Source organism: Parapedobacter sp. SGR-10 (assembly GCF_011030405.1).
Taxonomy (GTDB): domain Bacteria; phylum Bacteroidota; class Bacteroidia; order Sphingobacteriales; family Sphingobacteriaceae; genus Sphingobacterium.
In genome coordinates this window covers 124,187-139,691 of sequence record NZ_JAAJTJ010000008.1, presented here as the reverse complement: position 1 = coordinate 139,691, position 15,505 = coordinate 124,187, and the positions used below count along the sequence as shown (strand labels likewise).

At 38.7% G+C, this 15,505-nt stretch carries 14 protein-coding genes; all 14 read left to right on the top strand.

What is annotated here, in order from left to right; translation table 11 throughout:
* The first annotated feature begins 77 nt into the window (after nucleotides 1–77).
* The 14 genes from rfbB (at nucleotide 78) to G5B00_RS08435 (ending at nucleotide 15,503) form a co-directional block, all read left to right on the top strand.
* Nucleotides 78–1,145, top strand: coding sequence for a dTDP-glucose 4,6-dehydratase (rfbB, locus tag G5B00_RS08500; RefSeq protein WP_163873452.1), 1,068 nt, complete (start codon nucleotides 78–80; stop codon nucleotides 1,143–1,145).
* Nucleotide 1,146: 1 nt separating this feature from the next.
* Nucleotides 1,147–1,692, top strand: a complete 546-nt coding sequence (gene rfbC, locus G5B00_RS08495) for a dTDP-4-dehydrorhamnose 3,5-epimerase (protein ID WP_163873449.1) — start codon at nucleotides 1,147–1,149, stop codon at nucleotides 1,690–1,692.
* 151 nt (nucleotides 1,693–1,843) lie between these two features.
* Nucleotides 1,844–2,704, top strand: coding sequence for a glucose-1-phosphate thymidylyltransferase RfbA (gene rfbA, locus G5B00_RS08490; RefSeq protein WP_163873445.1), 861 nt, complete (start codon nucleotides 1,844–1,846; stop codon nucleotides 2,702–2,704).
* Nucleotides 2,705–2,952: 248 nt separating this feature from the next.
* On the top strand, nucleotides 2,953–4,332 hold the full coding sequence (locus G5B00_RS08485; RefSeq protein ID WP_163873441.1) for a nucleotide sugar dehydrogenase: 1,380 nt from the start codon (nucleotides 2,953–2,955) through the stop codon (nucleotides 4,330–4,332).
* A 220-nt stretch (nucleotides 4,333–4,552) separates the two neighbouring features.
* Entirely contained in the window at nucleotides 4,553–6,004 is a 1,452-nt protein-coding gene (locus G5B00_RS08480) for a lipopolysaccharide biosynthesis protein (protein WP_163873437.1), read from the top strand.
* 7 nt (nucleotides 6,005–6,011) lie between these two features.
* Nucleotides 6,012–7,151 (top strand): glycosyltransferase, encoded by a 1,140-nt coding sequence (locus G5B00_RS08475; protein WP_163873433.1) that lies wholly within the window; start codon nucleotides 6,012–6,014, stop codon nucleotides 7,149–7,151.
* The gene (locus G5B00_RS08470) at nucleotides 7,151–8,143 is read left to right on the top strand and encodes a polysaccharide pyruvyl transferase family protein (protein WP_163873430.1); all 993 of its coding nucleotides are present in this window, start codon (nucleotides 7,151–7,153) and stop codon (nucleotides 8,141–8,143) included. The genes G5B00_RS08475 and G5B00_RS08470 overlap by 1 nt, the downstream gene beginning before the upstream one ends.
* Complete coding sequence (locus G5B00_RS08465) at nucleotides 8,118–8,810, top strand: glycosyltransferase family 2 protein (RefSeq protein ID WP_163873426.1); 693 nt, start codon at nucleotides 8,118–8,120, stop codon at nucleotides 8,808–8,810. The genes G5B00_RS08470 and G5B00_RS08465 overlap by 26 nt, the downstream gene beginning before the upstream one ends.
* Nucleotides 8,807–9,877 (top strand): glycosyltransferase family 4 protein, encoded by a 1,071-nt coding sequence (locus tag G5B00_RS08460; RefSeq protein ID WP_205966366.1) that lies wholly within the window; start codon nucleotides 8,807–8,809, stop codon nucleotides 9,875–9,877. Before G5B00_RS08465 ends, G5B00_RS08460 begins: the two co-directional genes overlap by 4 nt.
* Nucleotides 9,878–10,366: 489 nt before the next feature.
* Nucleotides 10,367–11,563: a glycosyltransferase family 4 protein gene (locus G5B00_RS08455; RefSeq protein ID WP_163873419.1), complete on the top strand. Its 1,197-nt coding sequence runs from the start codon at nucleotides 10,367–10,369 to the stop codon at nucleotides 11,561–11,563.
* 58 nt (nucleotides 11,564–11,621) lie between these two features.
* Nucleotides 11,622–12,839, top strand: a complete 1,218-nt coding sequence (locus G5B00_RS08450) for an ATP-binding protein (protein WP_163873415.1) — start codon at nucleotides 11,622–11,624, stop codon at nucleotides 12,837–12,839.
* A 13-nt stretch (nucleotides 12,840–12,852) separates the two neighbouring features.
* Nucleotides 12,853–13,194 carry a hypothetical protein gene (locus tag G5B00_RS08445; RefSeq protein WP_163873156.1) on the top strand — a complete coding sequence of 114 codons (342 nt, stop codon included), beginning with the start codon at nucleotides 12,853–12,855 and terminating at the stop codon, nucleotides 13,192–13,194.
* 3 nt (nucleotides 13,195–13,197) lie between these two features.
* Complete coding sequence (locus tag G5B00_RS08440) at nucleotides 13,198–14,214, top strand: acyltransferase family protein (protein WP_163873411.1); 1,017 nt, start codon at nucleotides 13,198–13,200, stop codon at nucleotides 14,212–14,214.
* A 62-nt stretch (nucleotides 14,215–14,276) separates the two neighbouring features.
* Nucleotides 14,277–15,503, top strand: a complete 1,227-nt coding sequence (locus tag G5B00_RS08435; RefSeq protein WP_163873408.1) for a glycosyltransferase family 4 protein — start codon at nucleotides 14,277–14,279, stop codon at nucleotides 15,501–15,503.
* Nucleotides 15,504–15,505: the final 2 nt, after the last annotated feature.

Here is a 15,505-nt window from a genome sequence, read left to right as displayed (position 1 = left end):
GCAAAATAGCATAAGCACAAAAACACAAAACAGCAGAATAACAAAAGTACAGAATAACATAAATACAATAAAAAACAATGAAAAAAATTCTGATTACCGGCGGTGCCGGGTTTATTGGTTCGCATGTGGTTCGGGAGTTTGTCAACAAATACCCAGACTATACAATCATCAACCTGGATGCGTTGACTTATGCGGGTAATTTAGAAAACTTGCGGGATATTGAAGATAAACCAAATTACATCTTCATCAAAGCTGACATCACCGATGCAAAACAAATTCGTTCTATATTTCAGGAATATCAACCAGACGGTGTTATTCATTTAGCAGCAGAATCACATGTAGATCGCTCGATTACAGATCCTACCGCTTTTGTGATGACGAATGTTATCGGAACGGTGAATTTATTAAATGCCGCAAAAGAAATATGGAGTGATGCTACTGGCTCGGCTCAGGGTTTCGCAGGTAAACGTTTCCACCATGTTTCTACCGACGAAGTGTATGGCACCCTAGGGGAGACTGGTCTTTTTACAGAGACGACATCATACGACCCGCATTCCCCGTATTCCGCATCGAAGGCCTCGTCCGATCACTTTGTTCGGGCTTATTATGATACCTATGGGCTGCCTGTTGTAATTACGAATTGCTCGAACAACTATGGACCAAATCATTTTCCTGAAAAGTTAATTCCATTATGTATTCACAATATTTTAAACAATAAACCACTTCCTATTTATGGTAATGGGAAATACACACGGGATTGGCTCTATGTCATCGACCATGCTAGAGCGATTGATTTAGTGTTTCATAAAGGCAAAGATGGGGAAGCGTATAATGTGGGCGGATTTAATGAATGGCAGAATATTGACCTCGTAAAAGAATTGTGTAAGCAGATGGATGAGAAGCTTGACCGTCCAGCAGGCACAGCTGCAAAACTCATTACCTTTGTCAAAGATCGTCCCGGGCATGATCTGCGCTATGCAATCGATGCAACAAAAATAAACCAAGAATTGGGATATGAACCTTCTGTAACTTTTGAAGAAGGTTTGTCTATTACCATAGATTGGTATCTTACTAATCAAGAGTGGCTAGACAACGTTACTTCTGGTGATTATCAACAATATTACGAAAAACAGTATCAGGGATAATATGAAGGCTATTCAAACAAACCTGGAAGGATGTGTTATTATAGAACCAACAGTGTTTGGTGACAATCGCGGACATTTCTTCGAAAGTTTTAATGAGAAGCTGTTTAATGAACTAACAGGAACTCGAACCCACTTTGTGCAGGACAACCAGTCTTTTTCAAGCAGAGGAGTCTTACGTGGCCTTCATGCGCAGGCTGGCGAATTTGCTCAGGCTAAACTTGTACGGGTCTTACAAGGTCGTGTTATAGACGTGGCTGTCGATGCACGCCGAGATTCACCTACGTACGGTCAACACGTGGCGGTAGAGCTTTCTGCTGAGAATAATCGACAACTCTTTGTACCTCGCGGTTTTCTTCATGGCTTTGTTGTGCTGTCAGAAACGGCTACTTTTTTCTATAAATGTGATAACTTTTACCATAAAGATGCGGAATGGGGAGTACGTTTTGATGATATCGACTTGAGTATAGATTGGCAAATATCCCACGATGAACTGATCATATCGGACAAAGATCAAGTGCTTCCTGCTTTTGCTGAGGCAGTTAAATAGTGAGATCGGGATGCGAGGTGCGGGAGCTTGTCCGACTACTGGCGGATGCGGGGTGCGAGGTGGATTGAAACGCAAAATATTGTCAAACGCAAGTAGGCGGATTCGCAAATGCGCTGATTCGCAAAAAAACAAAAGGACAAAAAAACAATAAATGAAAGGAATAATTCTTGCCGGAGGCTCCGGAACACGATTACATCCGCTGACATTGGCCGTGTCAAAACAATTGATGCCGATCTACGACAAGCCGATGATCTACTACCCCTTGTCCACCTTGATGCTGGCGGGGATACGGGAGATCCTGATCATCTCGACACCGTACGATCTGCCCCATTTCAGAAAGCTGCTGGGCGATGGAGGCCGTATCGGTTGCCACTTTGAGTACGCCGAGCAGGCCGAACCCAATGGGTTGGCACAGGCTTTTGTCATCGGCGAGGAGTTTATAGGTAGTGATAAAGTTGCCCTTGTGCTGGGGGACAATATTTTTTATGGCAGCGGCATGTCCCGTCTGTTGCAGTCCTGTGCTGATCCGGACGGAGGGATGGTATTTGCCTATCCCGTACAGGATCCCGAACGCTATGGCGTAGTCGAGTTTGATGCAGACAGCCGGGTGGTATCCATTGAAGAGAAGCCGGAATATCCAAAATCCAATTATGCCGTGCCGGGATTGTACTTCTACGATAATGAGGTCGTACAGATCGCAAAGCACATACAGCCTTCTGCACGGGGCGAATACGAGATTACAGATATCAACAGGGAGTACCTCGCAAAAGGTAGGCTTAAAGTCGGTATATTTGATCGGGGGACGGCCTGGCTGGATACAGGCACGTTTGGCTCCCTTATGCAGGCAGGACAATTTGTACAGGTCATCGAAGAGCGGCAGGGGATGAAGATCGGAGCGATCGAAGAGGTGGCCTATCGAATGGGGTATATCGACAGAAGGCAGTTGTTGGACATTGCGGAGCCCTTGTGCAAGAGCGGGTATGGGGAGTATCTGAAACGGGTTGCGGGGTGACGAGATGTGGGGTGAGAGGCTGAGAGGGGGAAAGGGTGACTGGGAGAGGAGGGGACTTGGGGGGGGGAGAGATGGGATGATTTTTAGTTTAAGCGTCATGTTGTTGCAGGCGGGAGGCTTGGTGACGGGGAGAGTGGGAGGCTTTGTAGGAATTACGAATTACGATTTTGGGTTTACGATTAAATATTAAACAGTTGAGCATTGAAACAATAAACTTTTAAACGAAATCTACTAATGGGCATAACAATATGAATGTGAAGAAAATAGTATGTATAGGGGCGGGCTACGTAGGAGGGCCTACGATGTCCGTAATAGCTCAAAAAAATCCGCATATTCAAGTAACGGTTGTTGATTTAAATCGTGACCGAATTGCAGCCTGGAACGATCTTGATCTGCAAAAATTACCTGTTTATGAGCCGGGATTGGATCAGGTTGTGGCAGAAGCCCGTGGTCGGAATCTTTTCTTCTCCACGGATATCGAAAAAGCCATTGACGAGGCCGACATGATCTTCATCTCCGTCAATACCCCGACAAAAACATACGGGAAGGGAAAAGGGCAGGCTGCCGACTTAAAATATATCGAGTTGTGCGCCCGTCAGATCGCCGCTATCGCTAAATCCGAAAAAATTGTTGTCGAAAAATCAACGCTACCGGTACGTACCGCCGAGGCACTGAAGAGCATTCTTGACCATACGGGCAACGGTGTCAACTTTCATGTACTGTCCAATCCCGAGTTTCTGGCAGAGGGGACGGCTGTCCAGGACTTACAAAACCCGGACAGGGTATTGATCGGTGGTGAAAATGAAGAGGCTATACGGGCATTGGTTGATATTTATAGTGCTTGGGTACCAACCGAAAAAATTATCACGACAAGCCTCTGGTCGTCGGAATTATCTAAATTGGTGGCCAATGCTTTTCTGGCACAACGGGTCTCGTCCATCAATGCCATATCGGAGCTGTGCGAAGCCACGGGAGCAGATGTGGGCGAAGTGGCTAAAGCGATCGGTATGGACAGCCGCATTGGGCCAAAATTCTTAAAAGCTTCCGTTGGTTTTGGCGGATCCTGCTTTCAGAAAGATATCCTGAATTTAGTGTATATTGCACGATCGTACAATCTGTATGCCGTGGCCGATTATTGGGAGCAAGTGATCCGGATGAATGATCATCAGAAAGAGCGTTTTGCCGATAAGATCATCAAGACTTTGTATAATACGGTGAACGGTAAAAATATCACCCTATTGGGTTGGGCATTTAAGAAGGACACGAACGATACCCGCGAGTCGGCAGCGATTTATGTGGCAGATCATTTATTGGATGAGGAGGCTTTTGTGACCGTATATGATCCAAAGGTAACCGCCGAACAGATTTATAAGGATTTGGATGATTTAGAGACCCGTTCACCGGAAGAAAACCGCCGCTTGGTGAAGGTCGTGCAGGATCCGTATGAGGCTTGTGACCGGGCCCATGCCGTGGCGGTATTGACGGAATGGGATGAGTTTACCGCATACTATTGGCAACGAATTTATGACAAGATGTATAAACCCGCTTTTTTGTTTGATGGGAGAGGGTTGCTGAATGTACAACAGTTAAAGGAACAGGGGTTTATGATTTATAGTATAGGAAGATAAGATGAATACGATTTTGATAACTGAAACAGTGTTTTTTTAGTGAAATTTTAAAATAATGATTGTATGTTTCCATGTAATAATAACTGTGAAGACTTTTATATATGCATGAATAATTTGATTATGTTATTCTTAGTTTCTTACGTACAGAATCTTAGACTTAAAGAGAGTAGAAGGGGGTATAAATGAATATGAAAAATTAAGGTAATAAGTTTATTTAATAATGTCGCTAAAGCAACAAGCATTTTCGGGTGTAATCTGGACATTTTTCGAAATGTTTGGTGGACAATTTATAAATTTCTTTGTAAATATTGTGTTGGCGAGGAAATTGTTTCCCGAAGATTATGGCTTATTAGGGATGATTTTTATTTTCATTACATTAAGTAATACTATAATGGATTCAGGTATAACCTCCTCCATAATGCGAACAAAATCCCCTAAGCCACAAGACTATTCTACGTTATTTGTGTCTAATATTTGTTTTAGTATTTTGCTATATATTATTCTTTTTTTTGTGGCACCTTTCATAGCGACCTTTTATGACAAGGAAATAATAACTAATTTAATTAGGGTTTATGGGGTAACTGTCATAATTCAGGCATTTGTTCAGGTTCAATCTGTCTACTTGGTTAAAAACCTACAATTTAAAAAACAAGCATTAATGAAATTGCCTTCAATTGTCATAAGTTCGATCATTGCTATTTATATGGCATATAGTGGTTATGGAGTCTGGAGTTTAGTTTTCATGTATTTGCTACAAAGTTTTTTTTGGGCATTGTTTCATTGGATTTTTGGGAAATGGAATCCTACCGTAGATTTTCATATGAAGATATTTAATAAACATTTTGGATATGGCTATAGAATGACCCTTATCGAGTTAATGAATAATATTACCGCAAATGTTTATCAAATTCTAATAGGAAAGTTTTATAACTCTTCTTCGGTTGGCTATTACACACAGTCCTTAACTTTAAGACAAGTTCCGATGACAAATGTCTATGGGGCAATGATTAAAGTATTGTTCCCAATTTTTGCAGAAATTCAGGAAAGTCGTAAGAAATTTGTTATGTACTTTTACAAGTGTCAAGAATTGATAATGATTACTTTGTTTCCAATTTTTATTTTTTTAATATTCAATGCGGAAGAGATTTTTATAGTTTTATTTTCTGAGAAATGGCGAGCAGCATCAATTTATTTACAAGTGTTGAGTCTTGCGGGAATACTGAATGTTTTGGTAAATTGGAATTTGGCTATTATTAAAATAATCAGTGATTCTAAACGAATCCTGAAAGTGGAGATTATTCTCAAATTTACGTTATTTTTTTTAATTGTTCTTGCATTGATACGTAAGGATGATATCAACTATCTTTTAGTTACCATCCCTGTATTTCCTTTGATTTCTTATGTTATATATAGTTCTATTGTTTCGAGATTGTTAGGAGAGAAATTCTGGAGAAATATTAAAGACGTCTTGTATAGTCTTGGAATCTCCATTGTTCCTGCTTTTTTTCTTTATCTTAACAGCCAATTAGTTAAGGTTGAGGGTTATTTGACATTGCTGTTGGCTGCTAAAGTACTTTTATATTTTTCCATCTATATGCTTTTTGTATACATTTTTAAGAAGCCATTGGTTATTTTGTTAAAATCCCTTTTTATAAAAAGAATACCAAACTAGTACGATTATGAATAATAAAATAAAAATACTTCATGTTCAACATAGTATTTCTTTCGGAGGCGTTGAGCGTCGCCGTCTTTCTTTAGGAAGATTCCTCCCTAAAGAGAGATTTGAGCAAAAAATAATTTGTACTTCAAAGAGGGGAAACTTAATTGAGGAAATACGAGCTGAAGGAGTAGAGGTTTTCGAAATAGGTGAGTTGAAATCTCCATTCCATTGGTCACAGCATAGAAAAGTTCAAAAAATAATTGATAAATATAAACCAGATATTATTCACGGAGCTGTATTTGAAGGCGTGAGTATGGCTGCAATTAATGGTTGGATAAAAAAAGTTCCTATAATTATTATTGAAGAAACCTCTGACCCGCAGAATCGATCTAAGAAAGCTAACTTGCTTATGAAGATTTTCGCAAAAATATCAGATAAAGTTGTTGGGGTGTCACAAAGTGTAGTCGAGGACTATTTAAAAAGGGAACTTAAACTTCCATCATCTAAAGTTATAGGTGTTAATAATGGAGTCGCATTCCCTAGAGATGTCTCTAGGGTTGAACTTAGTGAAGTCAAAGCAAGGTTGGGGATTAAAAAAAATGATTTAGTAATAGGGTCTGTAGGACGTATGTTACATGATGAGCATAAAAGATTTTCAGATCTAATCAATGCTTTTGCCCTCATTGCTATAGACAAAATTAATATAAAACTTTTGTTGGTTGGTGATGGTCCTCTCAAAGATAGTTATGAAGAGTTGTCAAGAGAGTTAAACATAAGTGATAAAGTGATTTTTGTGGGATACCAATCAGATGTTACCTTATATTATAAATTAATGGATATCTTTGCGTTAGTGTCGGCGAGAGAGGCCTTTGGTTTAGTGTTGGCAGAAGCTATGCTTAACAAATTGCCTGTTATTGCAACTAGGGTTGGAGGGATGAAATTTATTGTAAAAGATGGAGAAACCGGTTTCCTCGTTAAAGCCTTGAACGTACCCGAGATTAAGGAGAAAATAGAAGTTCTATCCAATAGCTTAGAGTTAAGAAATAAAATGGGAATTGCTGGTTATGAACGAGCGAAGCAAGAGTTCACAGAAAAAGGGTATGTAAAGAAGATAGAAAATCTATATTTAAATTTAGTAGAAAATAAAAAAAAACAGTAATGACATTCGTAAAGAGTATATCGGTTTTAGATACTTCGATTGTAACTCAAAATATTGGAGACGAAATTATAATGGATGCAGTCTATTCCCAATTGCATGAGGTATTTAAAGATAAGTTATTTGTTAAAATCCCGACACATGAGATTATTGGGTTATCGGGGCTTTCACTTATAAGGAATTCTCAATTTGGTATTGTCGGTGGTTCCAATATTTTATCTTCTGCCATGAATAAGTACAGGCAATGGAAAATAACATTATTTCAAAGTTTATTTATAAAGCAAAAGATCATTCTATTAGGGGTGGGGTGGAGAGATTATCAGACACGACCTAATATAGTAACAAGACTGCTCTTAAAAAATCTTTTAAATAGAAATATGTTACATTCAGTTAGAGATAGTTATACAGAGAGTAAATTAAGAAATATAGGCTTCTCTAATATTATTAATACCTCATGTCCAACTATGTGGAATTTTACTCCACAATATTGTGATAAAATTCCTAAGACAAAATCAGATACAGTAGTCTTTACTTTGACGGATTATTCTAAGAATATCGAACTTGACCTGTTTTTAATAAATTTTTTGTTAGAGCATTATACGAATGTATATTTTTGGGTGCAAGGCAGGGGAGATCTAAACTATTTAAATGAACTAAACGTCGAAATTGATCGTATAAAAATTGTTCCTCCTACACTGCATGCGTATACAGAGTTTCTTGAATTTACTCATTGTGATTATATTGGAACGAGACTGCATGGAGGAATTAGAGCGCTACAGAAAAACAGAAGAACAATTATTGTAGGCATTGATAATCGAGCTATCGAAAAAAAGAAAGACTTTAATCTGAATGTTATAGAAAGAAAGGATTTGAAAATTGGTCTGATGAAGTTGGTTACGGAAGACCTCCCGACTCAAATAAGGATTCCTCTTGAGAATATTAATTTATGGAAAAATCAATTTATACAAAATGACGGTAACAAATCGGTCTCCTAAAGTTAGTATTTTAATATTAACTTACAATGCACCTAAATATGTATATAAGACTCTCAAGTCTTTACAGCTTACTAGTTATGATAATTATGAAATAATTGTCTTAGATAATGGTTCTAGGCTTTTTACAAAAATAATTAATACATACGCTTTGTCTAAAAAGTGGATTTCTAAGCTTGTGTTTTTGCCAAAAAACATATTATTTTCACCTGGAAATAATGAGGCTTTTAAAAATATTTCGGATGATAGTAAATATACTCTCTTGCTAAATTCTGATGTTGAGATAAAAGATTCAAATTGGTTGAACAAATTGATTGGAATACATGAGTTTGGTGCTACCGCGTATGGTATGTGTATTAATAAGCCGATACGTGCGGATGGATATTGTTTTTTGGTAGATACTGAATTATACCGAAAATATAAGCTTGATGAAGAATTTGAATGGTGGTGGGGATTAACTAGATTTCAAGCAGAAATTTTAGAGAAGGAAAATTGCAAAATAAAAGTTGTGAAAAATCATGACCATATATTAGTCCATTTCGGTGGAGCTTCTAGAAAAGGATTCTTTAATACAAAGGACCTTCAATCGGCAAAAGGATTGGATTTAGCTGTTGAGGAAGTGAAATCGTGGTTTTCAAAAACGGAAATTGAAATTATCGATTCTTTATGAAGATATGTCGACTTTCTACTTTTTTGGATTTTGGAGGTATAGAATCCAAAATGGTTAATCTTTCTAAGTGGAAGGACAAAAACGAGTGGCTGTATGTTGCCCTTGGAAAAGGGGGAAATGCCGAAGAAAGAATCAAGAAGAGTGATGCCCGTGCAATAGCGCTCCATCTGCCGGTAGCTATACCGTCACTACGGACTATCTTTAATCTCTATCGTTTTCTTAGGAAAGAAAAACCGGATGTTTTACATACGTCCGGAGCAGAAGCCAATTTTTTCGGCTTTTTGGCCGGAAAATTAGCTGGTGTACCTAAAATAATCGTGGAAGAAATCGGTATCCCCAATCATTCCCGCAAGGCAAAGGCAATCTTTGGTTTTATATTCAGGTATGCTGACTATACAGTGGGGGAGTCAGAAGCCGTCGTCAGGTACATTACAAAGCAGTTCAATCTGTCTCCGCAAAAAACAACAGTTGTCTACAATTTTGGTGTATTCAATTATGATTTTTCAAAAGTATCCGTTAATAAAATTAAGGATACTTTTGATATATTGATGGTTTCCCGTCTCGAACCTGTCAAAAATATTGAAGGAGTTTTAAATGTATTGAGCGGATTGAAGAAAGAAACAAAATGCAAAGTTAAACTTATTATTGCAGGTACCGGCAGCTCAGAGAATAGCTTAAAGAAAATGGTCTATGATTTGGACTTAGAGGATTCTGTGGAATTTGTTGGTTTCATCAATGATCCATATCCTTACCTGTTAAATTCGGATTTGTTTATACTCAATTCGTTTTCGGAAGGTTTTTCAAATTCATTGGTCGAGTCCATGTATAGTAATACTCTATCATTGAGTACAGCCGTTGGGGCTGCGCCGGAAATAATCGAAGACGGAGTGAATGGATTTTTAGTGCCCCCGAATGATGAACATGCTTTGTTTGAAAAAATAGAATCCATAATAAAATTGACCAAAGAAAAGCGAAAAGAAATCGGTGAAGCAGGACATAAGACCGTAGTGGAAAATTTTTCTTTGAAGAAGCATGTCTCTGAACTTATGAAACTATATCAGAATTGATTAATGACTAAAAAACTTACATCCATTACCGGACGGTTTGCAAGTTCCCTATCTGGAAGACTTGTTTATACTTCATGATGTCATCATCATGTCTATTAATATATTAGGAAGTAGCTTGCTGATGAACGAAATTGAAAAATGTACACCTCGACGTTCCATGGATGTTTGCTAAATCATTTATATTCTGTGTCACGATTTGGCGACCGAGGTCATGCTGAGGCGTATGTGTTGAACTGGAATATTGGGGAACGTATTAAGGAAAATGTGTTTGTATAGTAAACATGCGGAATCTGGTTGAGAGATCGTCAAAAAGTTGTCTGTTAAATTGGTCGAACGCTACGGAAAAGACCACGTGCTGTATATAACGAGAATATTAAAGTTGCTAAATACTACATGCCGTTGCCGGACAAAAAGACATTGGGCAAAAAATAATAACATAAAGTCGTTGCTATAGCAAAGGAAAATCAGTTAAAAAACACGGATTTAAAAATGAAGTTTCTTTTTATCACTTGGGATGGTCCACAGACTTCCTATATGGAAGGCTTATTTATGCCGATATTTCAGGAGGTGATGCAACACAATCCTACTATAGCGTTTCACGTGATGCAGTTTACCTGGGCGGGCGATAAAAAAATAGAGGAGGTAAGAAAGGCTGCAAAGGATATGGGTATAATATACAGTACTGTTCCGATCGTCAAAAAGCCCATTGCTGCAATAGGTAGTATGTTTAGTCTATTCATGGGCAGCAAGAAAATAGCCCGGTATATCAACGAACATGGTGTTGACATCGTAATGCCTCGCTCGACCTTTCCGGCCTTTATGGTCAATCAAATTAAACATAAGAGCTTCAAGATTATCTTTGATGCGGATGGCTTGCCCATTGAGGAGCGGGTAGATTTTGCCGGATTGAAAAAGAGAGGGGTGCAATACAATTGGCTGAAGTCTATCGAAAGGAAAATGTTGTTGCAGGCCGATGCCGTGATTACCCGTTCGCAGAAGGCTATTGATGTACATGTGGCATCGATAGGAGAGCGGTATCGGGATAAATTTGCGGTAGTGCCGAATGGTCGGAATTCACAACGTTTCATACCGGATATCGCGGAACGAGAGATTGCCCGCAAGGAATTGCATGTGGGAGATGAGCTACTCTGGGTATACGCCGGTTCGCTCGGTCCTCAATATTGCTGGGAGGAGATGTTGCAGATTTTTGACCTTACGCTGAATATGCAGCCATCAAAATTTTTGGTGTTGACGGGAAATGTGCAATTTGCGGAAGATCGTATACCGGATTATTTAAAAGATTACATCATTGTCAAGTCGGTAAAATTCGAACATATTTCCTTTTACCTGAACGCTGCCGATGCGGCTTTTGCACTACGTCGGCCAACGTATAGTATGCAAGGGGTGGCTCCGATCAAACTGGGAGAATACCTCTTGATGGGTCTGCCGACCGTCGCATCATCGGGAATCGGAGATACCGAGGAGATACTGAAAAGTTTTCCGGAATGTTTTATCTTTAACCACGGTATGGAACAAGAAGAGCAACGAGTGGCTGTGACAGATTGGATTAGGCAGATAAGACAGATGGATAAGGAAGATATTCGGGAGAAGGCATTGGGTTTCTTTTCAATAGAAAAAGCGGCAGAATGTTATTTGCAGGTTATTCGAAGAACAGATAGCTTGTAATTGTATTTAAAACTTTTTGTATTTTTACAAAAATTTTAAACATATTTATAGATTGGATATGAACATTCATCCCAGCATACCCCGTCCGTTGTATCTTGACCGTATAGTACCTTTTGTGGGGAAAAGCGTTATCAAGGTACTGACCGGCCAGCGTCGTGTAGGAAAAAGCTATCTTCTTTTTCAATTGATGCGTCTGATCCGGGAGAGAGACAAGGATGCCGCGATCATATATATAAACAAAGAGGATTTATCCTTTGCATCTATCAAAACTGCCGTAGATCTGAACGATTACGTTTTGGAAAATAAATCAACATCGGGGACAACATATGTTTTTATAGATGAAGTTCAGGAAATAGCGGGTTTCGAATCGGCGTTGCGGTCGCTCCTGTTGGATCATGGTCTGGATCTCTATTGTACCGGAAGCAATGCGGACCTGTTGTCCGGAGATATTACCGGAAAGCTCAGCGGACGTGCGGTAGAATTTCGGGTATACAGCCTCACTTATCCGGAGTTTTTGGCTTTTCATCAATTGGAAGAGACAGCACAATCTCTGGAAAAATACCTGAAGTACGGTGGGTTGCCTTATCTGAAGCATCTAAGCTTGGAGGACGAAATAGCCTTTGAATACCTCAAGAATATCTATTCGACCATCGTTTTTCGGGATGTGATCAATCGGTATTCCGTACGCAATACTTCATTTTTGGAGCAATTGGTTTTCTTCTTGGCTTCTAATACCGGAAGCCTGTTTTCCGCAAAAAAGATCAGTGACTTTCTCAAGTCCCAGAAGGTAAATATTGCCTCTAATCAAGTGCAGACCTATATTCAGCATTTGGTCAATGCGTTCTTGATCCATCAGGTCAAAAGATATGACATTGAAGGAAAGCGTCTGTTTGAGATTGGAGAAAAATATTATTTTGAGAACCTCGGTATCCGCAATGCGCTGTGGGGCTATCGGCTGGAGGATAAAGGGAAAATCATGGAAAATGTAGTGTACAACCACTTGCTGGCCCATAATTATGTGGTCCATGTAGGGGTGTCTGGCGATAGTGAAATTGATTTCATGGCAGAAAAGAACGGAGAGAAAGTCTATATTCAAGTGGCACTCACGTTGAACGGGGAAAAAACAATAGAACGGGAATTTGGCAACCTTCGGAAGGTCAAAGACAATTACCCCAAAATGGTCATTACCATGGACGAATTTTCCGGTAATACGTATGAAGGGATCATGGCGTTGGATTTACGACGTTTTTTGACGGACAAATGGTCTAAGGCTTAATATAGGACAGAAAATGAAAATCCTCTACCTCACCAAATATTCCCGCAATGCCGGTAGCAGTAGGTTACGAAGCTACCAGTATTTTCCTTTTCTGGAAGAACAGGGGCTATCCTACCTGTTTGATACCCGAGGTTTTGCTTTTGACGAACGGGCAGACGTGGGGTCTGTAAAAAAAGGAAGTTTGGTTTTCAAGATTTTTAACCATCTCGAAGATTACGATTTTGTGGAAATATTTAAAGGAATGAGGAGTGCTGATATATCTAAAAAATGTAGATCTTTGGCAGAAGAGTGTTTTTCTGTGGACGAAGGAGCGAAGGAATATCGAGTATTGTATGAACAAATTTTCCAAAAGTAATAGATGAAAAAACACCTTGATGTTATCCAAGTATATCGTGGGGTAGCAGCTTTGATGGTTGTGATCCATCATGTCGTTCCTTCTTTAAGCTATTTTCAAGGAAACCATTATCCTTTTTTAGATTTTTTCGCTTCTTTAGGCAAGTATGGAGTTGATTTTTTCTTTATTCTTTCGGGTTTCATTATCAATTATTCGAATTCTTCTAAATCTGATAATCATACGGTTAAGTTTATAAAGAACAGAATTATTCGTATTTACGTGCCGTATTTGCCAATAGGCATAACGCTTTATTTTTTGTACTTGGTTTTGCCATCATTGTCACAGAATCCTCGTGATATAAGCTGGATTACATCTTTTACCCTTTTTCCGCACGGCAGCCCTGCTCTTGCGGTCGCTTGGACATTGAGTTTCGAAATGTTTTTCTATTTAATTTATTCCCTATGTATAGTAAATAAAAAGTTTTGGCATCTTTTTTTGTTTTTTTGGGTTGGAGCAATCCTAGGTATCCAAAGTACTGGTGTTGAGTTTGATGCACCTTTTTTTCAATTAGTTTTTTCTTATTATAACCTTGAATTTATATTGGGTTATATACTTTCTTTGTTGATTGTCAATAATGTTTTGTTTAACAAGAATATTGTAGGTGTTGCAATCATCTTATTTCTGATTGGGTTTATTTTGAGTAAATATTATGACTTCTTGCCGTATTCCTTTTATATTAATTCGGTTTTTTCATTGTTCTCATTTTTCCTGATCTATTACTCCATTACTTATAAAAGTATAAGATTAAATAAGGGCAATGTTTTAATGTTAATAGGTAACTCTTCTTATTCTCTTTATTTGGTACATGGACCTTTACATGCTTTTATTGAGCGTTACTTACCGAAGACAGAAAGTTTAATAATCTATGTAATTTATATAGTTTTTGTTTCGGCTATTTGTTTAATAGCAGGGTATATCTATTATTTTATTTTCGAAAAAAAATGCATCCAAGCGCTTAGGAAAATATCTTTGAAGAAATGAAATAAAAAGGGGCGGTAGGATCAACTTTGCCAACCTAAAATTAATAAAACAGTAAATGTTCAATGAAATATATATTTTTTACATTGCGGGATTTTAATAAAGTCGGAGGTGGGGCTATACGGATATATGGCGTACTGAATGCTTTGGCAGAATCCGGAAAGCAGGTTGTACTGATATCGAATGCCAAAAATCACGATCAGTTTCATCCATCTATCCGGCACATTACATTGCATATTGGATTTAAGAGAAAAGCCCTTTTGCAAGGCTTATTGGCTTTTTTGCCGTCTACAATAATGACTTGGTTGTTTCCTCAATTGTTTAGCCGGTGTAATGATATTTTTACACATGTTGACCAAAATAATAGTAAGCTATTCTTTTTCGAATACTTGGACAATTCTATTGGTTATATTTTAAAAAGAAGTGGAATCATCAATCATTATGTTAACGACGTTCATGGTGTGTCTACCATAGAATTTGATTATCTGCGAAAGAATACCACATCGATAGTCCGTAAGGTAATTTATCACTTCAAGTATGTGCTGTCCGAAAGGTTGGACAGAAAGGTCTTTGAATATGCCGACGGCATTATCTACAGCAGCGATGCGATGAGAAAGTATTTTGAGGATAGATACAATATCCGCAGAGCCAGGGCTTATGTCCTGCCCAATCTTTTATCAGGCGATGCCGGACGGTTTGGGATAGATGAACAGCTTAGGGATCAACTGTTGCAGGATATGCAGCTTCTGCCCGACAGCTTTGTCTTCCTGTTTGCAGGAGGGTATAAGCCAACCTCGGGTGTAGACGATTTAGTAGAGGTATTTCATCAGCTACTCCGCACCTATCCTCATCTTCGGCTTATCCTGATCGGCGATGGACCGTTGAAAAAGAAAGTTTGTGGTCTTATCGAGACAAAGGGACTTTCGGATGCCGTCATCATGATCGATTCGGTGCCCTATGCCCTACTGACGACCTACCAATCCTTGGCCAACGTACTGGTGTGTCCGGACAGGTACAATGCGTTTTCCAATTTGATTATTCATCTGAAGTACTTAGATTCGCTGATATCAAATCGGATAGTAGTCAACAGCAGGTTTGACAGCGTGGATGAAATCAATAAAGATGATAAGCTATCGGTTAACTTTGCAGCCTCAGACGTAGCAGATCTATACCAAAAGTTGGAGATATGTATTTTAGATTATAGGAAACTGATGGAAAAGTATAAAGGAACGCGAGCCTATGCTCTGGAGCATCTCTCTTACAGGTCGAAAATATCCGTATTGACGGACTAATG